The sequence below is a fragment of the Vibrio aestuarianus genome, from assembly GCF_028858425.1.
GTDB classification, from domain to species: Bacteria; Pseudomonadota; Gammaproteobacteria; order Enterobacterales; family Vibrionaceae; genus Vibrio; species Vibrio aestuarianus.
The window spans coordinates 1,542,065-1,567,211 of the sequence record NZ_JAKNYQ010000001.1; the positions used below are offsets into that span (position 1 = coordinate 1,542,065).

The following is a 25,147-nucleotide window of genomic DNA, read 5'->3' on the forward strand; positions in this document are numbered from 1 at the left end:
TAGTGTGCCAACGTCCAATTTGATTATGCTGCCGTTTATGACATTAACGCTAACTTTAGTTCGAGGTTTACCTGGCTCGGGGAAATCCACCTTAGCCAAGGCAATGCCAGGTCGGCATTTAGAAGCTGATATGTACTTTGTTAATGAGCATGGTGAATACCATTATCACCCGGAAAAAATCCAACAAGCACACCAATGGTGCCAACGGCAAGCACAGCAGTGGTTAGCTAAAGGGGAAAGCGTGGTCGTGTCGAATACTTTTGTCCGTCATTGGGAGATGAAAGTGTATAAGCAATTAGCTAAACGCTACAAGGCGAGGTTAAAAATAATCATTTGCCGTGGGCAGTTTCAAAATATTCATGAGGTTGATGACGCCACTGTTGAACGAATGCGCCAACAGTGGCAAGAGTAATGCTAGTGAACTCGACGTAACTGATAAAGAGCGAGTGCTCCCCAGCCAGCTGTCTGTGCCCACAATAACCACCACTTTGGCTCAATTTGAGACCAGGATGCGCCCATTTGGTTTAAACCAAGGAAACCTTGAATTGCTGGTGTACTTGGGAATAGGTTTGATATCCACACCATTGGACTAGGAATCGCTTCGATTGGCCAAATAAAACCAGCAGAGAAAACCAGTGGCATTGAGCTTACCAACACCACAAGGGTAACTAATTCACGTCTTGGTGTAATCGCACCGAGCCAAATGCCGATGAAGCAACAGCAAAGTAAAAAGGGTAAAAGCAGCAACAGTATTTGCGATGCATTGCCAATCGTATTAACACCATGTGAACTAAAGCTCGCGCCAAAGTAATACATACTGAGAAGATAATAAACGACAACCAAAACTACACTGCGTGCCAGTAGCAGCCGCAAGGGAGTGGTGTTTGACCAATACCCATGTCCATGTTTTTGCGTGCCTCCCATTAGCCCCGATGCCATCACTAGGGTTTGTTGTAAGATCAAAACAAACACGGCAGGAACGACGTAATCAACATAACCCATGCGTGCATTGAAAGTGGGCTTAAGATTGATGTTTGTTGCTGAAAAGTGCTGTGAAGCGAACGCCATAGGTTCACCTTCAATAACTAAACGCGAAACCTTACTTTGTGCGGCCAGCGTACCACCAGCTTGCACAAGCCCCTCAACAATAGTGCCATACACTAAAAAGTAAGAAGCATCGCCAGCGTAAGCGAGCGTGGGGCTTTTGCCTAGTAATAAATCTCTGTAGAAATGTTCAGGAATGACGAGAATGCCGCTGACTTGTCTGTCCAAGAAAGCGTGTTTAGCTTCTTCAATGGTACTATTTCTCTGAACAACCTTAACTTGAGGGGTTGCGTCTACCATGCGTTCAAGTTGATAACTGGCTTGGCTCTTATCTAAGTTGACGATGGTTAGCAGCTGCCCTCTTGGTGTTTGTTGAGTATAGGGCAGTGGATATAAAAACGAATAAAAAACAACCCCACCAAATACGGTGAGTAAGACAACCGGATTGGTAAAGAATGCTTTTAACTCCGCTTTAAGCAGAGCGAGGAATTTTATTGTTTCAGTCATGGTTTAACTGCTCTGCTTTAATATGTTTTTTGATCAACAATAGTATCAAGGCTAGTGGTAACGCATAGCCAAACATAGGGACCAAATATTCAAATGAACGCCATGCGCTGGCATCATAACTTACTTGACTGACCTGTACCTCGATATAGTGACTAATAGGCAATATATTACGCCATAACTGTGCGAGAGAGTTCATATCTGTTGCGGGGAAGGTGATGCCCATAAAGGCAAAGCTTGGAGCGGTGTAAGCACCAGCAAAACTCATTGCTCTTGCTGAGTCTAAGGTCAAGAAAAAGAACAGTGCTCCCATGATGATGCAGGCTATAGTCGTGAAAATTTGCGCAATAATTAAAATGCCAAAGCTCCCTTGCATTGGCCAATCAAGCCACTGATAAAACCAGATCAAAAACCCTATACCTTGCAGCATAAATAAAGGGATATAGTACTTGAGAGTTCTTACTAATACGTATAGTGGTCTGTCACCCAGCCAGTTTTTTAACCCAAAATGACGATAGTTAGCCGCGAGTATCATAATGGTGCTAACAACAATCACAATTTGCCAGATCGCGGGTATAGCGGCTGACACTAAAAATTGGGCATAGTTGGTGTTTAGATTAAATAATGGCGTCAGTTGGGTGCGTATTGGAACGGCTCGTCCCATTGCACTTAGGGTAGTTTGGTTGCTTGACGCTAACGTTTTCATCACATCAATCTGTGCGTTGAAGGTACTTTGAGCTTGTACAACAGCAGAATTGATTAACTTGCCAACCAAAATATATTGGCTATTAAAAAAGGTGGAAACTTGTGGCTGTTCACCACGCATGATGGATTTATCGAAACCATACGGAATGACAACGTACGCATAAATATCGCTTTCAATAAGCGCAGCTTTAGCCTGACTAACGTCTTGGTAATGTTTCTCAACCGTTAGGGTAGAGGTCGCATCAAGCTCCCTCACCAATTGCCGTGATAGCTGGCTATGAGATAAATCTACGACGCCAATCGGTAAGTCACGAGCAATGCCTTGTGAAAAGATCCACCAAATACTGAATGCCAATACAATGGGCACCCAGGTTAGGCACGACAATAACCAAGGGTCATGACGCAGTAAAGGCCACTGTGAACGAGGTTGAATTGACATACGGCTTATAACTCAACTACTAAACTCATGCCCATACGCAGTCCTTCAATTTGCGTTGTCGGGCGCGCTTCAACTTCGAATGTACGTAGGTCAAAGCCTTGAGAGGCATCAGTCGAGCGCCAAGTGGCGAAGTCACCCATCACGGCAATATGAGCAACTTGAAACTCTACGTTGGTCTCTAGTGCTGGGATATAAGCATTAAACGTTGCTCCTTTCTGGAAGTGCTTGAGTTGATCTTCACGGACATTAAGTACCGCCCATGACTGCTTTGTATCTACCACGGTAACAACTGGGAATCCTTGTGGGGCCAATTCGCCACTTTTTAACAGTACTTGTGAGACTTCACCATCAAACCAACTTTCAATTTTGGTATCCGCTGCGTACGCTTCAACTTCTGCTACAGCACCAGCAGCCATGCGTTCTTTCTCTGCAGCGGCTTGCTTGGTTTCAGAGCGAACTCCTTCTTTTGCCATTTGGTACATCTGAAAAGCTGCGCTTTCTGTATATTTTGCTGCTTGCCATTGGGTATTAGTTTCATCACGTTTTTGTTCTGCTACCACACCGTCACGGTAGAGGTTATTAACGCGCAAGTAGGTTTTTTCCATCAAATCAGCAGCAGCTTTGGCTTTAAGCCACTGATCTTTAGCTGCTTGAATTTGTTGGTTTCTAGCACCATTTTCAGCTTCTTTCGCTAATGCACCTGCGGCTTTTTGCCCTGCAATCGCTTGTTCTAATTTGGCTTCAATTTCTGGGCTATGCAGTGTAAAAATAAGCTGTCCTCGTTCGACAATGTCACCTTTTCGCACTAAGACTTGGTCAATACGACCTGGTACTTTTGAAGAAATGCTGTATTGCTCTGACTCAATTTGACCTTGTAGACGAATCGGCTCTGGTTGATAAGCTTGATAAAAGCGATAACCCACCCAAGAGATCGCAATGATAGCTGAGAGAGCAATCAATGTTGGTTTTACGGCTTTCATAAGGCATCCTTTTGATCAATTGATGGGTTGGTTAATGCTGTATTTAACGGAATTGCTGATTGTTTGTAGTTAGGAAACGTATTCATTTCGCTGGTTAGTGCCAATAATTTATTCAAAGAGAGTAAGTAGTTAAAGCTGGCCAATGAGCGCTGAGTTTTAATGCTCGCTAGGTACAGTTCGGCATCGACGACATCTAATGACGTTGCTAGGCCTTGGCTGAAAGCTTTTTGGCGTAAGCGTAAATTCTCATTGGCAAGTGATAAGCTAGAATTTAACCCAGTAACCTCTTCTAAGGCTTGTTCTGCTTCGAGGTAGGTTTTTTCAACTAATACACTCAAATCTTGCTTAGCTTGTGCTTTTAAATACTTTACTTGTGAGATAGCGCTATGGGCGGCTTTGACTTGATCACTACGGCCAGAAGATTCGATCAAAGGAATGTTGACCCCGACACCCACTAACCAATCTGGTTTTAACTGGCTGGCCAGTGAGTCATCTTCATAGAGGTTGTAATCTCCATAAAGATAAACTTCTGGATAGTATTTGCCTTTTTCAGCTTTCATTAAACTGTTGGCTTGTTTTTCCTTTGCTTCAAGTAACGCAAGTCCTGGATAAGTGTTCAGTGTTTGATCAACAAAAATCGAAAGAGGAGGCAAGCTGCTGTTAATAAACAGTGAACCATTGGGCTCAACTTTTTCATTTTGACCCAGAATTTGTGTCAAAGCACTCTGTGCAATATCTAAGTTCTTTTGCGCTTTCTTGCGCTCTACAATCGCCTTATCGAGAGAAGCTTCTGCTTGTAAACGTTCGACATGTGCAATTTGACCTTGTTGCTCAAGTTTCAATGCATTATCACGATGTTTAGTTAGACCCAATTCTGCGGCTTGGCGTGTGATTAACACTTCTTTTGCCAGCAACACACTGAAGTAGTATTTGCTGAGATCTTCATAGCGTGCTTGAGTCTCCATCGCTAACTGGCTTTGTGCCTCTTCTTGCCGGCCTTCCGCTGCTGACTGTGCGGCATCAATTCGTCCGCCAGTAAAAATAGGCCAAACAGCTCGGATCGAAGAGCTAAAAATATCGCGTTCAGCAATGGTTGATGTTATTGCGCCAGCACTAGCAATTATAGGTCCGAAAATTGGAGGTAAAGAAGGGGAAATAGATTGCCCTGTGCTATCGAAGATCTGTTTTCCAGACAGCGTGATATCTTGATCCAAACGTGTATAGTTTGCGCCTAGAGTTACGGAAGGTAGGTTTAAATTATTTGTGGAATTTTTGATGTGCTGATAACGTTCCACGTTAGCCCGACCAGCAGCAAGAGAATTATTGCTTTCTTGCAAAAGTTCCCACGCTTGTTGGAAGGAGATCGGCGCAGCAAATGGAGAAGAGGAAGCTGCGCCAAATAATGCAGATAGTACAAGACTGATGGTTTTCGCTTTCATGCTAAGCTCGAATTGTAATAATTAGAGCTTATACTCTAATTATTTGCTGTCTAAGTCAACAGCACTTTTATGATTGAAATGCCGACTAGCGGCGTGAATTATAGACACTAGCACGGAATGCATCTCAATAAAATTCAATGCTTATGATGAGATGGGCAAAAGTAATCGGCTCTCCATTCAAGTTTTTGGCTACCTTGCATGGTGGAGAGGACATCTTTTCCAGACATCTGCGGGAAAGCGAGTAACACCCTTAGGTCTTCATTCGACTCCGTTTTGAGTTCATAAGCTCTTACGTGTGTGAACGTTGAATGCAGGTTATCAAACAGCATGTCCCGAGAAAGGCAAATTCCAAAGGCATCGCGTTTCATTGTAAGTTTCCTTCTGACAATGTTGTGAATCGATCGATAGCAATTGGTATGGTTATTATAGGGCTATCTCCAACGAGGTGTGTTCTGCCATTACCTCATCGTTTTTGCTCATTAAGTATACAAGTCATATGCAGTGATGAACTAAAAAATACCTAAATTCGGCGTGATACTCATCACAAAAAAATAATCACAACGTTTTATGTGTGTTGATGCTTATTGTTGGTGGGTGATATTGCAAAGTAAACATTCATTATCCTCTTAGTATTCTCATGCCCCTTTGTGTTCACAGTTATCTCTTTATCTTTTCGATTGAATGTTAAATTGATGTTATTTTCTCTTGGCGGAAGGAGAACAATATGGTTTGGAGTCGTATCAGCTTTCGTAAACGGATGCTGATTATCATGACCTTGTCTGGACTTATCGAATTACTGCTATTAGTTGCAGCGGGGTTTGTCTACATCAAGCATGAGCAAGAACAAGAAATGGGGTTAAAAGCTCTCGGTGTTGCATCGTTTTTAGCACAGTCACCGAGTGTCGTTACTATGATCGAATCAGCCAGTGGCAGTGAGTACCAAGAACGATTTCGAGAATTAACACAACTTATTGGCGCGGCATTCATCGTAATTGGCGATCAAAATGGTATTCGCTTGGTACATCCCATTGATGGACGCATTGGTTTACCGATGAAAGGAGGCGATAACGAACAAGCCTTGGTGCAAGGTCAGTCATATGTCTCTTTTGCACAAGGCTCATTAGGTAAGTCGGTTCGGGGCAAGGCCGCGGTATTTAATGCAGAAGGTCAGATTATTGGTGTTGTCTCTGTCGGTTATTTAATTGAACGTTTACAAGATCGCATCGAGCCCTTTTTAATTTATCTTATTGCAATGGCGCTGTTGGTTGTTGCCGCCAATGCAGTGGTATCGAGCTACGCGTCTCGGCGTTTTCAAAAAGCGATTTTAGGTTTTGAGCCAGAAGAGATCGGGCGCTTGTATGTAGAGCTCGATGTGACTATGAGTACCTTGAAAGAGGGTATTTTAAGTATTGATCATCAAGGTATTCTTCGTTCCATTAACAAGAGTGCTTGTGACATTTTAGGTATTGATAGAGAAACCGCGCTCAATAAAGCGCTTTCTCTTTCGTTGCCTCAAAGTGACTTGATGACAGTTATTGAAAGTGGCCTGCCGGATAACGACATTGAACTGTTTCTGAATCAACAGCGTTTAATTGCGAATCGTAGTCCTATCACGGTTGATGGAAAAGTGGTTGGTGCGGTGTCTAGTTTCCGTCTGCGGGACGAGATCAACGAATTGACCGAGCAATTATCGCAAACCAAAGAGTATGCAGAAATGTTGCGTTCACAAACTCACGAACATAGAAATAAACTCAATACTATCAGTGGATTAGTGCAAATGGGTGAGTTAGAAGCAGTACAACAGTTGATTGGACAAGAAACCGCTCACTACCAACAGCTTATCGAATTTTTAAGAGAAACGGTGAAAGACCCGCTGATAGCCGGAATGTTGCTAGGAAAAACGGAACGAGCACGTGAGTTAGGGCTGGAATTGATTGTGGAAGAAGGTTCGCGTTTAGAACCTTTGCCTAACAGGATCAACGCTGAGGATATCGTCACCTTGTTGGGCAATCTCATTGATAATGCGTTTGATGCCACACTTACTGCTATTCGAACTGAACAACGAATTACCCAAGAGCGGCGTATTATAGAGGTCTCTATTGGTGACTACGGCAATGAAATCATCCTTGAAGTGAATGACCAAGGATGTGGTTTACCTGCGCAATGGTCACCAGAGATGCTGTGGAAAAAAGGGGTGTCGAGTAAAGCTTCTCATAACCGAGGTGTTGGCCTGTATTTAGTGAAGCAATTGACTGATCGTTATCAAGGCAGTCTTGAAATGAAGAGCAACAAAACATTTGGTACAAGAGTGACCGTTTATTTACCTAAGGAAGAACAAATATGAATACCCGTGTCATGATCATTGAAGATGATATTGCTATTGCGCAATTGCATCATCGCTACCTGACACAAATCAGCGGTTTTGATGTGGTTGGCATAGCCACGACACAGGCTGAAGCCGTGATGCAATTGGAGCTATTAAAACCGAATTTAGTTTTATTGGATGTCTACTTACCAGATGGCACGGGGCTCGACATTCTGCAACAAGTTCGTGGCAATAACCAAGGATGTGATGTCATTTTAATCACCGCTGCTCGTGATGTTGAAACATTACAACAGGCAATGCGCGGTGGTGTTGTGGATTACCTTCTCAAACCGGTGATGTTTCCACGCTTAGAATCTGCATTGAAGAAGTACCAAATTCAGCAAAGCGAGCTTGGCTCTGCCACTGACCTTGATCAAGGGCTGGTCGACAAAATGTTAACCGCAAGCTCAGGTGAATCATCGGTTCACCGTCGTTTACCTAAAGGTATCGATTCAGTCACCTTGGATAAAATACGTCATTTATTTAACGAGCCTTGCAGTCTAACTGCCGACGAAGCCGGAGAGCAGATTGGTGCTAGTCGAACCACGGCAAGGCGCTATCTTGAGTATTTGATTAGTGGTGGTGAATTAGAGGCAGATTTAAATTATGGCACTGTTGGAAGGCCTGAGCGTTGCTATAAAAAAGTGATGAGATAGCAGGCTCTATTAGAGGAGTCTTTTTCCACAGCATGTAAGTATAGGGTAAAGTTGTTACTTAGCTGTTGTTTCGTGGGAATTTCCATTACCAGCTTCATTTATTATTTAACTCATGATGTTTTTATATTTATTCGTAGAAATTTTCGATTAACTAGACGACTTTTCGAAGTACATCTAAAGTTTAAGAACAAAAGGCAGGTAACGTTACATGAGGTAAAGAATGAGCACACTAAAAACCATGCGTTTTATTCTACTTACCGTTTTGTTGACCATGTTCACCGTGATACCCGTACATTCGAATGGCCTTGAAAGTCTGACTTATTATACGGAATCTTATCCGCCTTTTAATTTTGTTGATCAAGGCGCTGTGACGGGGATTTCAGTCGATTTACTCCAAGAAGCTGCTACTTTGTCTGGGCACGAGGTTTTACTCAGTCAAGTCGTTTTGCAACCATGGGCTCGTTCGTATCGCTCTGCTATTTTGAAAAAAGATGCAGTGCTTTTTTCTACAACCAGAACCGAACATCGGGAAGATCTATTTCGTTGGGTTGGGCCGATTGATACTATTAAAGTGACGATCATTGCGCGTAAAGGAAGTAATATTACGCTAGAAGAACCTTTAGAAATTACATCATATAAGATTGGTGTCATAAGAGATGATGTTGGCGAACAATTATTACTTCAATATGGCGTTCCTAGGGAATCAATGCAAGAATCGACCAATGTCACCATGCTGGCAAAACTGTTGATAAAAAAACGTATTGATTTAATCGCTTATGATGAACGATCTGCGCATTGGTGGATTAAGCAAGCGGGATACAAAACAGATCAGTTTGAAACGGTTTATGTCTTAAAACAGGGATTACTTTACTATGCTTTTAACAAAAATGTGGACCAAGCCCTGTTAGACGATTTACAAAAGGGTATTGATAAAGTTAAAAATACCAATAATGATGATGGCGTGAATCGATATCAAGCCATACTAAACAAATACCGATAACCACCTTTAAGATTAGTGACCAGTATGAGCAACCCAAGTAGTACAATTTTAACTGAAAGTGGTACCAACGAACTTGAAATCATTGAGTTTCATTTAGAAAAGGTACTGCCAGATGGACGCACGAAAACCTGTTATTACGGTATTAACGTTGCGAAAGTAAGGGAAGTGATACAAGTTCCTGACACAACAGATTACCCAAATGCACAACCCCACATGATAGGTGTATTTTCTTCACGTGATGTTCTCACACCGTTGGTTGATCTTGCGGGGTGGTTGGGTGTACCGACGAGTCAAACATTAGAGCGAAAATTTGTTATCGTGACGGATTTTAACCGTATGACTAATGGCTTTTTAATTGACAGTATTAGCCGTATTCATCGTATTTCTTGGAATGATGTTGAATCACCGAGCCAATTTCTTGAAGCTGGTGAACAAGACTGTGTAGTGGCCGTGGTACGTAAAGACGGTAACCTGATCATGATCTTGGATTTTGAGAAAATTATTGCCGATATCAACCCTGAATTGAGTATGGAAAAATACGACGTCAAGGTGGATCGTTCTGTTGATTTGAATCAAAAAATGGTCAATAAACGTAATGCAAAAACCATTATGGTTGTTGATGATTCAGCGTTTATTCGTAGTTTAATCCAAGATACGTTGAGTTCAGCGGGTTATAACATTATCGCCTGTAAAGACGGTGGTGAAGCTTACGAAAAATTAATGGACATTGAACGTGTTGCTAAAGCCGAAAATATGGCGGTTTCAGAATTGGTTGACGCGATCGTTACTGACGTAGAAATGCCACGCATGGACGGTATGCATTTACTTAAACGTCTGCGCGAGAATGATGCGTACCGTGATACCCCAATTGTCATGTTCTCATCATTGATGAGTGAGGATAACCGAGCTAAGGCACTGGCCTTAGGCGCGAATGACACCATTACCAAACCAGAAATTGGTAAAATGGTGACGATGATGGATAAATATATCTTCGAATAATTGCTCGTTATTTAAGCTTTCATGGGCCTCTATTTGAGGCCCATGTCTGCAATCCTCCACTTTTATTGCAAAATTGTACTCAAAATCCATTGAGTGTTTGAAAAACGTATTTTATCCCTCGCTAAACAAACCATATTTCCCATAAACGAACTATAGTTGAGATGGTTGACGGCTTTGGATGGCATTATGAAATGGGTTTCTTTTTTATTAGTTTGTTTTAGTGCTCAAGTGCTTGCACATGAGCGTGTCCTAACCTTACGTCTACCTACGCTGCAAGATGATGGTCACGTTTATTATCACGAACTGCTTATTGAAGCACTGAAAACGGATGGTATTAATGCCAATGTTGTGGCGACGGAGAAGAGTATTCCGCAAAAGCGTATTACTAAAATGGTTGAAAATAATCAGTTGTCCGTAATGTGGTTACTTCAAACCAAAGATCGCGACGCGCAGTATCCATCAGTCAACGTACCTCTGACCAATGGGCTTATTGGGCAAAGAATATTGTTAATTCCGCCACAGCTACAAAGCACATTTGACCAGATCCACACTTTGAGTGATTTACAGCGTTCAAGTTTAACGGCAGGGCTCGGTATTAGTTGGTACGATGTCGACGTATGGCGAGCAAATAACCTTCACGTTTATGAACAAGACGGAGAGTGGCGGGGGCTATACCGGAAATTATCGGTAGAAGGTCCTATCCATTATTTTCCGAGAGGAATGAATGAGATCTCCTATGAGGCTGAATCTTACCCTTACCTTGCTATCGAGCAACGTTTGATATTGCAATATCAAAGTGATTTTATTTTTTACCTTAGTCAAGATGCGAAACCCTACAAACCGATCATAGAGCGGGCTTTGATTAAGGCAAGAAGCAGCGGGTTAATGGATAAGCTAATTGATAAACATTGGCGTCATAGCCTAGATGCTCTTCACCCTGAAAATAGAACGATTATTCCCTTGCAATTACCTGAATAAATTTAACCCTCTCTTAACTAAACAGGCTAAGTGGTTGATGGGACTAAGATCAAACTCTATTACATTGGTTGAAATGTAATAATCTTTCATCTTCACTTGATCCTCATTCTACGGTTTGTATTTCAGATCACATTTTTCCCAAAATTCCGATGTTTACCTTTCATCTCGTTTGTCCTGATTGTGATTGAACTCTGTGTTTTGACTCTCATCCTTTAGCTCTACGCCTTAAACATAGCGAAGCAAGGGTGAGGTAATGGGTGGTGCCGTAACTATAACGTTAACTTAGGTAAATGTAGCCATACATCTACTGACTCAATGGTTTTCTGCCAGTAGTGAGAGCAGGACTAGCAATAACGTTAAAACACGGATTTCAACAATGAAAACAAACCTAACAAGAATGACTTTAGCGTTTGCTTCAATTGGTATGCTAGCGGGTTGTAATGACTCGCTTGAAGTTCAAGTCATGGATGGGTATTTAACTAATGCTCATGTTTGGCTAGATGTAAATAGCAATCACCAATTTGATCAAGGCGAACCGCAGGCTTATACCGACGACAATGGTATCGCGAAAATTAATGTCAAAGGTCTGCACGGTGATATAAAAAATCATTACCTGATGGTATCGGTCACTAAAGGGGAAAGCGTTGATCAGGACATACCAGCGGTGAAAACGGCGCGTAGTTATGTCATGACGGCTCCTGCCAATTACCCCGTTATTAACCCTTTTACGACCTACCTTAGTGTGCAGATGCAGCGTGGCCAGAAAGAGAAAAAAGCACTCGCAGAACTGAAAAAAGCGCTGCGCATTCCGACACTGGATATAAAAGCAGATTATGTCGATAACAACATTGTTGTTGCTCAGTCGGCGAAAGCGCTGGCTCAAGTATTACCTTCTACTATCGAGCAATCCACACTGCCTGAACTTTCTAGTACGTTAAAGAAAGCCAGTCAGTTATTTGGTAATGAGATCAAAAAGGCCAAACGAGATAAAACGGATATTCGTGATAAAACGTTGATGCTTGAAAATGGTGAGCCAGTCATTGGTTTCGACAGTGATAGAGATGGCGTCGCAGATTTAGTCGATCTATTTCCCCATGATATTCAAGAGAGTATTGATTCCGATCATGATGGTATTGGTGATCACGCCGATTGGGATGATGACAATGATGGTTGGTCAGATGAAACCGAATGGCGATTAGGTTCCGACCCTTATAACGCTTCTAGCCACCCTGTTGATAGCGATGGTGATGGTATAGCGGATGTCGAAGATGATGACCGTGACGGTGATGGTTGGAGTAACGCCGATGAAGAGCGTTTAGGCACAAGTGCTGATGATGAAAACGATCAACCGGCAGACCTTGATAATGATGGCATTACTGATAGTGAAGATGACGATATTGATGGTGATGGCGTTAACAACCAACAAGATGTGTTCCCGCGAGATCGCCTAGAAAGCCTTGATACTAATAATGATGGGTTAGGGGATTTTGCCTCTAGCGATGACGATGGTGATGGTATCCCCGATAGTATTGACCCGCAACCGAAACAGGCAGATAACTCGACAACTGAGCCAACGCCACGTTATCAAGAAGCGATTATTTATTACCTGCGTGATGACAATAATTATAACGGTTGGGGGCTACATCTGTGGAATAACGGTAGTTGTGACTCAGTCTCTGAGTCTTCCCTCAATGGCGTAGATTGGGGTAACCCTTATCTAGCCTCTGAAATTGATCCAACTTACGGTGCGATGTATCGTATTCCACTAAAAGCAGAACACGGCAATTGCATGAACTTTATTGTTCATAGTGGTAACGATAAAGCGCTGGGCAGCGATGATCTTATCCTTGATTTTGTAAAGGGTAATACGCTTTACACACGTCATGGTAGTACGGCGCTGAACTATTCTCCGAATGAGCAAGTTAATGTCAGCATCGAAGGCGCTGCAGCACACTGGCTGTCTGTGAATCAATTGGCGTGGTTTGATCACAGCAAAGCGGCCAGTTATGAGCTCTGGAGCCGAGCACAAGCTGGTGGTGACATTACCCATCCTGAACAATTTACGCATTACCCATTAGCGCTGTCAGGGGTGACAAACAATGCTCGCTTCCCACATTTAACTGGTCGAACAGCATTTACGCTGGATGTGAACGACGAACAAGCTAAAGCATTGTTGAAAACACAAATGATTGCAGTCGCTCGAGATACTGAAGGTAAAGTGCTTGTTGCAACAAAAGTGCAGATCCCCGGTGTCGTTGATAATCTTTATACGGCGGGTAGTCATGATGCGGATGAAGCGAAACTTGGTGCTTGGATAGATGGTAATAGTGCGCACTTTGCATTGTGGGCTCCAACCGCACAGCAGGTAGAGCTTTATCTTTATGACCAAGATAAAACTCTTCGTAGTCGCTCTCCGCAGCCGATGGTCGAAGATCCGACCACGGGTATTTGGCACTACCAAGGTGATAGCGCACTTAAAAACAGTTTTTACCGTTATCGCGTACAAGCTTATCATCCGAAAACGGCGCAACTTGAATGGATGACCATTACCGATCCGTATTCGCAATCACTCAGCACATCTAGTCTCTATTCGCAATTAGTTGACTTAACTGCGGCTGAATCAAAACCGGACGGTTGGGATGACCAAGCCATCCCTGAACTGAGCAATCCTGAAGATAACATTCTTTATGAATTGCACATTCGCGATTTTAGTAACAGTGATAATCAAGGAACAGCGGCATACAATGGCAAATACCTCGCCTTTTTGGAAGAGGAGCGAGACAGCGTTGCACAACTAAAAAGTTTAAAACAAGCCGGTTTAACCACCATTCACCTGTTGCCGAGTTACGATTTAGCCTCTATTCCAGAAGAGGTGGAAAAACGGGTTGATCTTAATGACACGGTAGCAAAATTGTGTGGCATTAATCCTCAAGCGTCATTGTGTTCTGATGGCACGTCAATGAACGCAACCATTCTTTCGTTGTTGGAAAATACCGATCCTAATACGCCACAAGCGCAAGCTTTACTGGCGGATGTACGGCCTTTAGATAGCTTCAACTGGGGCTATGATCCCTTCCATTACAGTGCACCTGAAGGAAGTTATGCAGTGCAAAGTGATGGTGTGTCACGGGTGAAAGAGTACCGCCAAATGGTGCAAAAACTGCATCAACTTGGATTTAGAGTGGTGCAAGATGTGGTCTATAACCATACCTATTCGTCAGGCTTGTATGATAAATCTGTGTTGGATAAAGCGGTTCCCGGTTATTACCACCGTTTGAATCCAATTACTGGTGCGGTTGAAAACTCAAGTTGCTGTGATAATACCGCTTCAGAAAACCGTATGTTTGAGAAGTTAGTTGCCGATAGCGTAATGATGTGGGCGCAAGACTACAAAATTGATGGTTTCCGCTTTGATCTGATGGGCCACTTGATGAAGTCCAGCATGCTGGCCATCTATGATGCGGCGAAGTCGATTGATCCTGACACTTGGTTTTATGGTGAAGGCTGGAACTTTGGTGAAGTTGCTAATGGCGCAAGAGGCGAAAATGCGACGCAGTGGCCAATGGCTGGAACGGGTATTGGCACTTATAACGATCGATTGCGCGATGGTGTACGTGGTGGTGGTCCTTTTGACAGCGGAGATGCACTATTAACTACCCCAGGTTTTGCTAACGCTGGTGATCGCTTTAATGATGAATTGAAATCTAAAATGGATTTAATTCGTTACGGTATGGCAGGAAACTTACAAGCCTATCCTTTGCAAACAGCGAGTGGAATGACGGTACTTGGCCGAGATTTTCAATACGGTGGCCAAGGTGCAGCCTATACGCTCGACCCGCAAGAGTCGATCAACTATGTCTCTAAGCACGATAATCAAACATTGTGGGATTTTAACCAGTATAAAGCGAAACCGGAAACTAGCTCGGCTGATAGAGCGCGCATGCAAATCATTGGTCTTGCTCCGGTGATGCTAGGACAAGGCGTACCTTTCTTCCACATGGGCTCTGAGTTACTTCGTTCAAAATCGATGGCGCGTGATAGCTACGATAGTGGTGATTGGTACAACCGCGTTGATTTTAGCAAGCAGAGCAATAACTGGAATGTGGGATTGCCTAGGGCTGATAAAGATCAAGCCAACTGGAGTGCAATTCAAAGTGTGATTGCCAACCCTAACACGGTAGCATCGCCGCAAGATATCGCGTGGACAGACAACGCGTTCAAAGCATTACTCTCGATTCGTGCGCAAACACCGCTGCTTAAACTGATTTCAGAGCAAGAGGTATTGAACCGCGTGCGCTTCCATAATACGGGGCCAAATGCTCAGCCTGGCATGATAGTGATGTCGGTTAATGATGGTATTTCAGCTGGTGTGGATCTGGATCCAAACGTAGAGGCGATAGTGGTTGCGATCAACGCTAATACCGCAGAGCAAAGTGTCGTGATCCCGAATGCGCAGCGCTTTGAACTTCACCCGACCTTGATAACTTCACAGGATGCACGAGTCAAAGAGAGTCGCTTTGATAACGGTCGCTTTACTGTTCCTGCTTTAACCGCGGCCGTTTTTGTTATGCCACAACAAGGCGAACAAGGATCAGGGCTGAGCGTCGAAACTCCACCCGTTGACGTTGCACCTTACGGCACAACGTCGGTGTATGTTCGGGGTTCGATGAATGGTTGGGGGCTCACTAATCCATTAACTTATCAGCAAAATGGTCTCTATGCATTTGAAGGCTATTTAACGCCTGGCGTATACGAATTTAAAATTGCCTCTGAAGATTGGAGCACTTTAAATCTCGGTTTTGGTGGATTTAGCAGCGCAAATGGTTCGGCAATGCTGGAAGATGCGGGCAACGGCAATATCAAGTTGACTGTGACTGAGCAAGGCGTTTGGAAATTTACGCTGGATGCATCAAATGCGTCACAATTGGTGGTTGGGGTGTCAGATACCGGTATTGATTATGCCTGTTATCAAGATACTAACCCTGCGTGTGATTTACGCATTTATCAAGTGATGGTGGAATCGTTTGTTGATGGAGACTCAAACGCTGATTATGGCGTGGGTTATGGAAATTCCCACCACCGTGGAGATTTACAAGGCATCATCAATAGTTTGGATTACATTGCGAGCCTCAATGTCAATGCATTATGGTTAACCCCAGTCTTTGACTCCTGTGCAGGCCAAAATGGGGATGATAAGCTTGATGCAACGGGCTATTTTGCTTGTGATTACTTTAATGTGGATCCAAATTTTGGCAGTAATGCCAAACTCAAAGAACTCATCGACAAAGCGCATCAAAAAGGGTTGTACGTATTATTAGATGGTGTATTTGGTCACACTAGCGCTGTCGGTGTTAAAGCGTCACCAAGCGGGAAATTACCGCAACTTCACAGCGGCGAAAGCGGTTATCCGGGGCAGTTAGTGACTTATCCAAACCAAGCGAGTGAAGCTTTCTTTAGTGAAGTTGCCACCTATTGGATTCGTGAATTTGGTGTTGATGGTTGGCGTTTAGATCAAGCTTATCAAGTTCCGCTTGATACGTGGCGAACCCTGCGTGCGGCAGTCGAACAAGCCTCGCGAGATAACTTCAATGCAGGTAAATCATGGGGTACGCTCGGCTATATGGTTGGTGAAGTGTGGCAAGGTGCGGATGATATTACCCAAACGGCTTATGGCAGTGATGCCAATCCAGCGCTCTCTTCTGCATTTAACTTCCCATTACGCTATGGCTTAGTACAAGCATTAGCAGTGGAAGAATCTGGAGCAAGCGGTAGCGCTAGAAGCCTAGAGGCAAGCTGGAATAGCCGAACGAAATCCCCTTACCATGCGATGCCCAATTTAATGCTGGGTAACCATGACTTGGTGCGCTTTGGTGACCTCATTCAACGAGGTAATCTGGGAGACTATTACGCTCGTCACCAAGCCGCATTCAGTTTCCTTGCTGCTTATTCTGGCCCTATCACGCTCTATTATGGAGAAGAAATAGGTGATGAAGTAGAAAACTTCGCGGCAAAAGTAACTCAAGATTGTGCAGTTTTAGGTTTGTGTGATGACCACGTTGCTCGTTCTAGCGGTAAAGCTGATGCGGTTTTATTTTCACCACAGCAACAAGCACTGAAGAGCAGTGTCAGTAAATTGATGTTATTACGCAGTCAGTATCCTTCTTTAGCCAAAGGTGAACGACGCAATGTGTGGATTGATGACACTCTGTATGCTGATCTTAAAGTGCATGGAGATGAGCAGATCCTTTATGTACTAAATACCAGTACGGAAGAGCGAACCTTGAACCTTGATATGGGGTTGATCAAATCGACAACTCAATTGATTGATTTAATGAGTGAAGAGGTAATTGGTACGCAATTTGGCACAACGACAATAAGCGTTCCTGCATTAACTGGGCGTCTGTTATTGATCGATTGATCTTTATGCTATAGCCAAACTACTTGGAGTTGCAGGTAGGCGGTAAGTGAATGAATCACCATGAGCATAGACATGCTATGTGATTGGGGTAAAAGAACGTAACCAACATCGCTGTGGCTTCAAGTAGAAAATTTATAATTAAAAGCTCGCTTCGGCGAGCTTTTTCTATTTGAATAAGACATCAGTTGCGCGTACTCTCGCCTTGATAGCGCTTACCCTGTGGATTAAGTCACCCTCTGCGACAAATCCACAGTAATAAACTAGCCAATCATTAGAACTTCGTTTATTAATTAATGAGTTAGAAAATCACTTCAGGATAGCTTTTATCGTATGACCAATATTTTTATCATTGTGGCACTGCTCGTCATCTTTTTCATATTCATTCAAAAATATGTGATTAAACATGATGATACAAAAGACTACAGCTACAAGAGAAAAAGCGCGTTATTGAATGCTTCTGAAAGCACGTTTTACAACGCATTAAAATCAGCCGTAGGTGATCACGCTGTTGTATTGGCCAAAGTCTGTATGTCGAATGTGGTCTCACCTAGTGCAAAACTTAACAAAAAACAGTGGTTCATTGCCAATAGCCGTATTGCCAAAAGCTACTTCGATTTCGTTGTCTGTGACCCGAGAACATTTGAGCCTAGAGTGATCATTGAACTTGATAACGGCAAAGAGCTATATAAAGGCAAAGTTGAAAGAGAAAAGTTGCTTATACATGTGTGCAAGTCAGCGAGTATTCCTTTAATTGGCGCCAATATTAAATATAGCTACCAAGTCAGTAAGCTACGAAGGTTATTAGCAGCCCATATCGATTTGATCGAAACCGACAAAGAAGTGCGATTTTGTAAGAAGTGTGGTAGCCCAATGATCATTAAAATTGCCAGTCAGGGTGACTTTAAAGGCCGTCGCTTCTTTACTTGCAGTCGACAGCCTCATTGTACTTACACTGAAAATTATAATGTGGTGTATGAGTTTGATGATGACAATCAAGAGTTTTGATGGGTAAGTTCTGAGGATTCTTGGAGATGTTCATCCGTCTGACATATTCTAACTTGATTTCGGCCATTTTTCTTTGCACGATAAAGCTCAACGTCTGCCAATTTCAGTAAAGTCTCCAGCTTATCACCATCTCTATATTTACAAATACCGACACTTAAAGTGAGTTCGATACGTTTGTCACCATATGAATAGAGGTGTTGATTGATACATTGACGAAGCTTTTCTCCAATGCGCTCAGCTTGCTCGATATCGTGGTCAAACAAGGTGACACAAAACTCTTCGCCACCAATGCGATATAGGTTGTCATCTCCAACGATCTTGGACATTAAATACACAGATTCGATAAGTACTTTATCACCAGCGTCATGACCATAGGTATCATTCACTTGTTTGAAGTAATCAATATCTATCACTAACAGACACAGTGATGTGTCACTTTTATATTGTTCAAAGTGAGCATAAGCATGAATAAGCGCTAATCGATTATGTGCACCCGTTAACGTGTCTCTTGATGCCAAGTACCTTAATGAGTTTTCGGTATCTTTTCTGTTGGATTCAAAAATGTGCGCGACAGTCCATATCGCACAGTAGCAAAAAGCAAGATTAATCATCATTGGTATGGTGTTGTATACACCGCTTGACGACGATTGATAATAAACGTTGAACAGCTGTACCGTGAGAGTAACACCTGCCGCAATTCTTCCATGCCTAACTCCCATCAACAGATAAAGTAGAACAGGGAAGAAGCTTGTCCAAAAAAACAGCCCGTTAGCAATTGGCTGTACAAAGGTGCCGACACCAATAATGAGAATAAGAAAGTAAACATACAAGTAGATATGTGCAAGCGAGTGAGAACTTTGTTTTGCCTTACTATAGACATAGGTGGAGTAGCACATGAATATGAACTCCAATGTCGCTAACTCATAACTATGAGTATAAAAAATATTAAAAATAGTGAAGAACAGCGCGACAATCGTGAGCAGTAAACTTAAACCACAGAGAACGGAGGCCCGTAAGTGATGAGTCTGATTGAAAAGCCTAGTATCCATGTGTGCTTTCACCATGTTGCATAGTTATAATAATAACAGCTATAGTACGAGATAATTGGATTGAATCAATACTTGGTTTCACATAACCTATAAACTTAGACATCGTGATCTGTGCCACGCTTTTGTTTGACTGGAGTTTTTACTGAAAAATCACCAAAAAGAATAAAAAATAACCAAGCTGGCGATAGATACGCCAACTGGCTCAAAAACAAAGAAAATAGACTTGCACCATAGAAAAACAGCCGTTAATATCCACTTCGTTCACAAGATATGCGTCCGTAGCTCAGCTGGTTAGAGTATCGCCTTGACATGGCGGGGGTCGGTGGTTCGAGTCCACTCGGACGCACCATTTTGATTGCATCATTAATGCATAAGAACAAAAAATTTGGGTCTATAGCTCAGTTGGTTAGAGTACTACCTTGACATGGTAGGGGTCGGCGATTCGAGTTCGCCTAGACCCACCAAATTTTATGCAAAGCCCGCTTTTAGCGGGCTTTGTTATTTCTAGGTTTTACCTAGCTTCCATCAAGTTTTCTTATTTGAGTTTTGCATATCTATGCATTCAATATTCACTGAACTATACCTGATTGGGCACATATGGTCACAATTGTGACCATATGGTGACCACGCCATATAAGATTTTAGACAGATTTCAGTCCTATTCTGTTATTTAGCTTAGCCAGTAGATTCTCATTTTTAGTGTGAAGTCAGGGCAAACTTTTAACTTCCATCTATCCTAACTAATGCAATAAATTGTCTATATGGATAAGTAAGGAAATAGGAAGTTCATGAAAAAACCAGCAACAGTTAAGTCTTTGGAAGAGTTTGGGCGAGTCAGGTTATCAAAGAATTTTTTTATGCGAGATTTTCTCCATTCAGAAATCTCTCAGATAGAAGGTATTCCAAATATTCCCGATTACCCAGACATTGCTATTCAAGCCGGAACTCAACTTTGTGAACAAATATTAGAGCCGATTCAAAATCATTTCGGTCGTATTTCTATCCGTTCTGCATATCGTTCACCGGCTGTAAATGCAAAAGGTGCCGAAAATAAGAACCAGTACAACTGCTCACGTAATGAAGCTAACTACGCTGGCCATATATGGGATTATCGAGATAGTGATGGTTGTTTAGGTGCTACGGCTTGTATTGTGGTTAATTCATTTGTTCCGTATTACGAAAGAACCGGTAATTGGCAAGCTCTCGCCTGGTGGGTTCACGATAATGTTCCTGGTTATTCCTCCATGTATTTCTTTCCCAAACTAGCGGCATTTAATATCTCTTGGCATGAGAAGCCTAAGAAAGTAATTAAAAGTTACATCGCTAACGGCAAGGGGACATTGACCAAGCCCGGGATGGATAATTTTGGTCGGACTCATGAGGAAGAATATATACTAATGCTCAATGAACTGAGTTCTAAAGTAAGCGCGTCATAAACCCCACATTCTAATCAATCTCGGCACGCCATAAGATCAAATCTCCAACCTCAAGGAGATTTGAAATGGCAAAAAGACTCTCTCATCAAGAATGGCATACCCTATTCGATCAATACGAATCCAGTCATCTGTCTCAACGCGTGTTCTGTGAACAAAATGGGCTGAGCCTTTCAACCTTCCATGCCAAGCGACAGCAACTAAAGTTCATAGAGCAACCTAAGAGCAGTGGATTCGTTAAAGCTGAAGTCGTTGAAAAAACGACACGCTACCAGATGACTCAAACACCGATTGCCAACATGACACTATTGATTAATGACGTTGAACTCAGCATCCCCCAGGGAACACCTGCCTCGTATCTGGCAGAGTTAATCGGAGCACTGTCATGAAGAGAATGCTGAGTGCCCCTAATGTTTACCTGTATCGGGAGTTCGTGGATTTTAGAAAGTCCATTAATGGTCTGGCGGCGATTATTGAATCTGAAACCGATTTACCGCTCGGAAGCGGTGCGCTGTTCCTGTTTACCAATAAACAACGCGATAAAGTCAAAGTCTTGTACTGGGATAAAACGGGCTTCGCTCTGTGGTATAAACGGTTGGAAAAAGCCAAATTCAAATGGCCCACTCAAGAGAAAAAGCAGGTATACACCCTGACTCAATTTGACCTAGACAGACTGTTATCTGGCTTCACTATAATCGGCCATAAGCCGATAAAAATAGACAGTTTTACAATGAGTTAATCTCGATAAAAGTCAGTTATACCAAGCCTTGGAGTGGTATTTTTAGTATAATAAATGCCATGAAAAAGACGCCTGATATTAACCCAGAAAGCCAAGACATCGCCGAGCTTCAAGCTATGGTGAAAGCGTTGATGTCTGAACAAAAAGGCTGGCAAGAAAAGGAGGCTCAATGGCAACAAGAGCGCCAATCCTTAATTGAGCAATTTAAGCTCGCTCTTGACCGCCAGTTCGCTAAACGCTCGGAAGCGTTAAAACCTTATAATGAAGCGCAGGGTGACCTCTTCAATGAAGCGGAATGCGAAGCCGCTAAAGCTGAAGAGGAAGTTGTCACGACAACGACCACCACCAAACGTCGTGGTAAACGTCAACCACTGCCTAAAGACTTACCGCGTGAAATTCTTGTTCTTGTTCTTGACCTTGATGAGCACGATAAGCAATGCCCTTGCTGTCAGCATACTCTCCATAAAATCGGCGAAGACCGCAGTGAAAAGCTGGAGTTCACGCCAGCGGTATTAAAAGTGTTGGAGGTTGTCCGCCCGAAATACGCTTGTCGCCAGTGCGAACAAAAAGCAGAGACGAGCCGTATTCACCAGCAGCCTGCTCCAGAGAGCATCATCCCCAAAAGCTTCGCCACTGAAAGTATGCTTGCCAACATTATCCTCGGTAAATATCAGTACGCGCTTCCGCTGTATCGTCAGGAAACCCTGTTTACACAGTCGGGTATCGAGTTATCGAGAACCCCGATGGCAAGGTGGGTCATCCAGGTGAGCGAAAAGTTCAAACCGCTTTATCAGGCATTAAAAGCACACTTACTTGAGCAAGTGGTGGTCCACGCCGATGAAACACCGCTCAATGTGCTTAAGGAAGACAAGCAATGCTATATGTGGTTGTACTGCTCAGGAGCCGACTCGCCCGAAGCCAGACTTCCTGACATGAAAAACATCGTCTTGTACGACTATCAAAACAGTCGCGCGAGAGCTTGTCCTGAAGACTTCTTAGGCGACTACTCAGGTTATCTGCAAAGTGATGGTTACGGTGCTTATGACGGATTACCCCAAGTCACCAATGTCGGTTGCTTCGCTCACGCACGTCGTAAGTTCATGGATGCGAAAAAGCTTCAGGGCAAAGGAAAATCAGGTAAAGCGGCTGTGGCGTTAGCAAAAATACAAAAGTTGTACGCACTTGAATCCCGATTAAAACTCGCTTCGGTTGAAGAGCGTTGGTCTGAGAGACAATCCAGTGCCAAACCCATGCTGGATGACCTATATGACTGGTTAACCACGCAGAAAGTCATCGAATCGAGTCCTCTTGGTAAAGCCATAAAGTACACCTTGGGTCAGTGGCCTAAACTGATACGGTATGTTGAAGATGGGCATTTATCTATCGACAACAACCGAGCAGAACGCGCAATCAAATCTCTGGTCATTGGCAGAAAAAATTGGCTCTTCGCCAATAATCCCAATGGTGCCGATGCCAGTGCGCTGTTGTACAGCATCATCGAGACATCAAAAGCTAACGGGCTAATACTCTACGATTACATGGTCAAATGTATGAAAGAGCTGGCAAAGTCTGAGCCTGATATCAACTCACTGCTTCCCTGGAACTTCTCACATTCAAATTAAAACGCCCCGTGGGATCATGGGGCGCATACGGAGTAATTTATGAGAGGGTGCAATGCATCCAGAAAAAACAGGTACCGATGTACACTATGAGATTACTCCGAGAACGCAACAGAGTATTAGTAGGTGGGTCTACTGTGCATCCCTAGATACAAATAGCTTTTTATTTCCAAGTTGTCGCCGCAAAGGGCAACCAATCAGCTACTCATTCTATCGTTCAATTATCAGAAACTGGGCTGAAAAACTGGGATTGAATGCTGACTATTACGGCACTCATTCCATGCGCCGTACTAAAGCCACTTTAATCTATGCCAGAACGAAAAACATCAGGGCTGTACAGATCCTACTTGGACATTCGAAGCTAGATGACACAATTCGATACCTTGGAGTTGAGCTAGAGGATGCTCTGAGGCTATCTGAGAAAACAGACGGCTAAACGTAGTGAAACAGGCTTTTCTCTATCTTTGAAAAGCCTGTAGGTCCCTAATCCTAACTATCTAATATTAAGCTTATAATAGAACAATAGCCTCAGGGACGTATCCTCCTGCTTTCGCAATTTTTTGCTTAAGCTTGTATAAATTGTCGCTAGGCATACCTACCCATTTTCTGAGCTCCTCGACTTGTCGGTACAATTCTAAAGAACTAATGTTGGTGATAATTGCGATCCTATCATTTGGTTGAACTATTGGTTCTCGATCATTCAAGTCGGTTGGATACTCCAAAATGTTTTGATCTTCAAACTCCATAGTTTCTGCTGTCATATGGATCAAAAAGTGGTAATTCATATTTTCACTTAAATACACCTCGCACCTGATATCACCCCACCAATCTGGCTTAGGTTCCTGTTTTCTCCGAGAAAAAATAGGTTGTTCTCCAAAAGGGCTATGACTTGAGTGGATATCTTTGTAACTACTAGCACTTCCTAAAATCTTTTCTATTTCTTTGTTTATTGGATAGTTAACCGATGATTCGGATTGCAATGTTAATATGCGATCCCCAGTCATTACGATAGAAGTTCGATCTTTAGTCGGGTTGATGTTGATTAATCGTTCGTTACCAAACTCATACTCGATCACGTATTGTTTTAAGCGCCAGGCTAAGTACAGACTATGGAAAATTCTTTCGTCCGAGATTGTAACATTTTCGATTGTCAGTTTATCTTTTGAGTTCCAACCTTGTTTCTCAGTATTTGCCCATTTAAATGTCCATGACAGCCCCGAATCTAGAAGGTGTTTTTGATAGTTTAGGCAAACACTTTGAAATTCTTTATTGGTTATAAGGCTATTAATATTATAAATAGTTTGCTCTCGGCTGACGGGTGTTTCCAAGTCATCGGCCTCGTTGGAACTACAGTGGTTGATTATCGCATCCAAGTAATCTGAGTTTGAGAGCATAGTGAGGATCTTTCTGTAAAAGCGATTCTCAGTAACGGGTAACAAGTTCGAAAAGAAAGTATCTAGGTCAGGGTATAACTCAGCATATTCGAACCTTCCAGGGTTCCTGCGTGGAGCACCACATAGCTCAGTAATCCTTTCTATCAGATTTGGAGAAAGAGTCCCTTTTCCAGTTTTCATTTCACTTAAACGTGTCGCTTCAATGCCGAGCGCGTGCGCTAGGTCTTTTTGCTTTTTACCAAGGCTTTCAAAGTGAGCGATTGCATGGGTTACCCACAAAATCAAATCGTTTTTGGTTAGATGTAGCATTTTGTTTCTCCATTTGGATGTTGAAGAAACAATACCAACTGGACTCTTAATTGTAATTACTAAAATCGCGTA

General features: G+C 42.8%; 19 protein-coding genes, 2 tRNA genes and 1 pseudogene. 15 read left to right on the top strand and 7 right to left on the bottom strand.

All coding sequences use genetic code 11. The features are described 5' to 3' along the window. The first annotated feature begins 37 nt into the window (after positions 1 to 37). Positions 38 to 412: an ATP-binding protein gene (locus MCT08_RS07330; protein WP_261915578.1), complete on the top strand. Its 375-nt coding sequence runs from the start codon at positions 38 to 40 to the stop codon at positions 410 to 412. 2 nt (positions 413 to 414) lie between these two features. Here MCT08_RS07330 and MCT08_RS07335 read toward each other — a convergent pair whose 3' ends face one another. The 5 genes from MCT08_RS07335 to MCT08_RS07355 all read right to left on the bottom strand — a co-directional run bounded on the left by MCT08_RS07335 (position 415) and on the right by MCT08_RS07355 (position 5,479). Further along, positions 415 to 1,551, bottom strand: a complete 1,137-nt coding sequence (locus tag MCT08_RS07335; protein ID WP_274678141.1) for an ABC transporter permease — start codon at positions 1,549 to 1,551, stop codon at positions 415 to 417. Further along, positions 1,544 to 2,692, bottom strand: a complete 1,149-nt coding sequence (locus tag MCT08_RS07340) for an ABC transporter permease (RefSeq protein ID WP_274678142.1) — start codon at positions 2,690 to 2,692, stop codon at positions 1,544 to 1,546. Before MCT08_RS07340 ends, MCT08_RS07335 begins: the two co-directional genes overlap by 8 nt. 5 nt (positions 2,693 to 2,697) lie before the next feature. Next, complete coding sequence (locus MCT08_RS07345) at positions 2,698 to 3,672, bottom strand: HlyD family secretion protein (protein WP_053309394.1); 975 nt, start codon at positions 3,670 to 3,672, stop codon at positions 2,698 to 2,700. After that, entirely contained in the window at positions 3,669 to 5,111 is a 1,443-nt protein-coding gene (locus tag MCT08_RS07350; RefSeq protein WP_053309395.1) for a TolC family protein, read from the bottom strand. Before MCT08_RS07350 ends, MCT08_RS07345 begins: the two co-directional genes overlap by 4 nt. 134 nt (positions 5,112 to 5,245) lie before the next feature. Continuing rightward, positions 5,246 to 5,479, bottom strand: a complete 234-nt coding sequence (locus MCT08_RS07355) for a hypothetical protein (protein WP_053309396.1) — start codon at positions 5,477 to 5,479, stop codon at positions 5,246 to 5,248. Positions 5,480 to 5,835: 356 nt separating this feature from the next. Between MCT08_RS07355 and MCT08_RS07360 the strand changes: the two genes are divergently transcribed. From MCT08_RS07360 to MCT08_RS07390, 7 genes are all read left to right on the top strand, one after another. Next, on the top strand, positions 5,836 to 7,455 hold the full coding sequence (locus MCT08_RS07360) for an ATP-binding protein (RefSeq protein WP_053309397.1): 1,620 nt from the start codon (positions 5,836 to 5,838) through the stop codon (positions 7,453 to 7,455). Next, positions 7,452 to 8,132 carry a response regulator gene (locus MCT08_RS07365; protein WP_053309398.1) on the top strand — a complete coding sequence of 227 codons (681 nt, stop codon included), beginning with the start codon at positions 7,452 to 7,454 and terminating at the stop codon, positions 8,130 to 8,132. The genes MCT08_RS07360 and MCT08_RS07365 overlap by 4 nt, the downstream gene beginning before the upstream one ends. A 220-nt stretch (positions 8,133 to 8,352) precedes the next feature. Continuing rightward, positions 8,353 to 9,132, top strand: coding sequence for a substrate-binding periplasmic protein (locus MCT08_RS07370; RefSeq protein ID WP_425609325.1), 780 nt, complete (start codon positions 8,353 to 8,355; stop codon positions 9,130 to 9,132). A gap of 24 nt (positions 9,133 to 9,156) precedes the next feature. Continuing rightward, positions 9,157 to 10,131, top strand: coding sequence for a chemotaxis protein (locus MCT08_RS07375; RefSeq protein WP_171979645.1), 975 nt, complete (start codon positions 9,157 to 9,159; stop codon positions 10,129 to 10,131). 186 nt (positions 10,132 to 10,317) lie between these two features. Beyond that, complete coding sequence (locus tag MCT08_RS07380) at positions 10,318 to 11,109, top strand: hypothetical protein (protein WP_274678143.1); 792 nt, start codon at positions 10,318 to 10,320, stop codon at positions 11,107 to 11,109. Between the two features lie 376 nt (positions 11,110 to 11,485). Continuing rightward, complete coding sequence (pulA, locus tag MCT08_RS07385) at positions 11,486 to 17,527, top strand: pullulanase-type alpha-1,6-glucosidase (RefSeq protein WP_274678144.1); 6,042 nt, start codon at positions 11,486 to 11,488, stop codon at positions 17,525 to 17,527. A gap of 330 nt (positions 17,528 to 17,857) precedes the next feature. After that, positions 17,858 to 18,532: a DUF2726 domain-containing protein gene (locus MCT08_RS07390; protein ID WP_053309403.1), complete on the top strand. Its 675-nt coding sequence runs from the start codon at positions 17,858 to 17,860 to the stop codon at positions 18,530 to 18,532. Here the strand turns inward: MCT08_RS07390 and MCT08_RS07395 are convergent. Next, positions 18,520 to 19,581, bottom strand: coding sequence for a GGDEF domain-containing protein (locus MCT08_RS07395; RefSeq protein WP_274678145.1), 1,062 nt, complete (start codon positions 19,579 to 19,581; stop codon positions 18,520 to 18,522). The two genes, MCT08_RS07390 and MCT08_RS07395, sit on opposite strands and share 13 nt — an antisense overlap. Positions 19,582 to 19,853: 272 nt before the next feature. Here MCT08_RS07395 and MCT08_RS07400 point away from each other — a divergent pair. The 7 genes and pseudogenes from MCT08_RS07400 to MCT08_RS07430 all read left to right on the top strand — a co-directional run. Continuing rightward, positions 19,854 to 19,930, top strand: a tRNA-Val gene (locus MCT08_RS07400). Between the two features lie 38 nt (positions 19,931 to 19,968). Beyond that, positions 19,969 to 20,045, top strand: a tRNA-Val gene (locus MCT08_RS07405). A 324-nt stretch (positions 20,046 to 20,369) separates the two neighbouring features. After that, the gene (locus tag MCT08_RS07410) at positions 20,370 to 21,017 is read left to right on the top strand and encodes a peptidase M15 (RefSeq protein WP_274678146.1); all 648 of its coding nucleotides are present in this window, start codon (positions 20,370 to 20,372) and stop codon (positions 21,015 to 21,017) included. A gap of 65 nt (positions 21,018 to 21,082) precedes the next feature. Continuing rightward, a complete protein-coding gene (gene tnpA / locus MCT08_RS07415) occupies positions 21,083 to 21,403 on the top strand; it encodes an IS66 family insertion sequence element accessory protein TnpA (RefSeq protein ID WP_081245520.1) in 321 nt (106 codons plus the stop codon). Next, positions 21,400 to 21,753 carry an IS66 family insertion sequence element accessory protein TnpB gene (tnpB, locus tag MCT08_RS07420; RefSeq protein WP_136677075.1) on the top strand — a complete coding sequence of 118 codons (354 nt, stop codon included), beginning with the start codon at positions 21,400 to 21,402 and terminating at the stop codon, positions 21,751 to 21,753. The genes tnpA and tnpB overlap by 4 nt, the downstream gene beginning before the upstream one ends. Positions 21,754 to 21,812: 59 nt before the next feature. Beyond that, positions 21,813 to 23,375 carry an IS66 family transposase gene (gene tnpC / locus MCT08_RS07425; protein ID WP_274678147.1) on the top strand — a complete coding sequence of 521 codons (1,563 nt, stop codon included), beginning with the start codon at positions 21,813 to 21,815 and terminating at the stop codon, positions 23,373 to 23,375. Between the two features lie 26 nt (positions 23,376 to 23,401). Next, positions 23,402 to 23,808: pseudogene (locus MCT08_RS07430) on the top strand (tyrosine-type recombinase/integrase); the annotation flags it as partial. A 73-nt stretch (positions 23,809 to 23,881) separates the two neighbouring features. Here MCT08_RS07430 and MCT08_RS07435 read toward each other — a convergent pair. Continuing rightward, the gene (locus MCT08_RS07435; RefSeq protein ID WP_274678148.1) at positions 23,882 to 25,051 is read right to left on the bottom strand and encodes a helix-turn-helix domain-containing protein; all 1,170 of its coding nucleotides are present in this window, start codon (positions 25,049 to 25,051) and stop codon (positions 23,882 to 23,884) included. Positions 25,052 to 25,147: the final 96 nt, after the last annotated feature.

Bases quoted from the DNA above. Each gene is read 5' to 3' on its own strand.
- MCT08_RS07380 (WP_274678143.1), top strand. From the start codon at position 10,318: ATGAAATGGGTTTCTTTTTTATTAGTTTGTTTTAGTGCTCAAGTGCTT.
- MCT08_RS07350 (WP_053309395.1), bottom strand. From the start codon at position 5,111: ATGAAAGCGAAAACCATCAGTCTTGTACTATCTGCATTATTTGGCGCA.
- pulA (WP_274678144.1), top strand. From the start codon at position 11,486: ATGAAAACAAACCTAACAAGAATGACTTTAGCGTTTGCTTCAATTGGT.
- MCT08_RS07345 (WP_053309394.1), bottom strand. From the start codon at position 3,672: ATGAAAGCCGTAAAACCAACATTGATTGCTCTCTCAGCTATCATTGCG.
- MCT08_RS07335 (WP_274678141.1), bottom strand. From the start codon at position 1,551: ATGACTGAAACAATAAAATTCCTCGCTCTGCTTAAAGCGGAGTTAAAA.
- MCT08_RS07390 (WP_053309403.1), top strand. From the start codon at position 17,858: ATGACCAATATTTTTATCATTGTGGCACTGCTCGTCATCTTTTTCATA.
- tnpA (WP_081245520.1), top strand. From the start codon at position 21,083: ATGGCAAAAAGACTCTCTCATCAAGAATGGCATACCCTATTCGATCAA.
- MCT08_RS07395 (WP_274678145.1), bottom strand. From the start codon at position 19,581: ATGGATACTAGGCTTTTCAATCAGACTCATCACTTACGGGCCTCCGTT.
- MCT08_RS07360 (WP_053309397.1), top strand. From the start codon at position 5,836: ATGGTTTGGAGTCGTATCAGCTTTCGTAAACGGATGCTGATTATCATG.
- tnpB (WP_136677075.1), top strand. From the start codon at position 21,400: ATGAAGAGAATGCTGAGTGCCCCTAATGTTTACCTGTATCGGGAGTTC.
- MCT08_RS07355 (WP_053309396.1), bottom strand. From the start codon at position 5,479: ATGAAACGCGATGCCTTTGGAATTTGCCTTTCTCGGGACATGCTGTTT.
- MCT08_RS07375 (WP_171979645.1), top strand. From the start codon at position 9,157: ATGAGCAACCCAAGTAGTACAATTTTAACTGAAAGTGGTACCAACGAA.
- MCT08_RS07340 (WP_274678142.1), bottom strand. From the start codon at position 2,692: ATGTCAATTCAACCTCGTTCACAGTGGCCTTTACTGCGTCATGACCCT.
- MCT08_RS07370 (WP_425609325.1), top strand. From the start codon at position 8,353: ATGAGCACACTAAAAACCATGCGTTTTATTCTACTTACCGTTTTGTTG.
- tnpC (WP_274678147.1), top strand. From the start codon at position 21,813: ATGAAAAAGACGCCTGATATTAACCCAGAAAGCCAAGACATCGCCGAG.
- MCT08_RS07330 (WP_261915578.1), top strand. From the start codon at position 38: ATGACATTAACGCTAACTTTAGTTCGAGGTTTACCTGGCTCGGGGAAA.
- MCT08_RS07410 (WP_274678146.1), top strand. From the start codon at position 20,370: ATGAAAAAACCAGCAACAGTTAAGTCTTTGGAAGAGTTTGGGCGAGTC.
- MCT08_RS07365 (WP_053309398.1), top strand. From the start codon at position 7,452: ATGAATACCCGTGTCATGATCATTGAAGATGATATTGCTATTGCGCAA.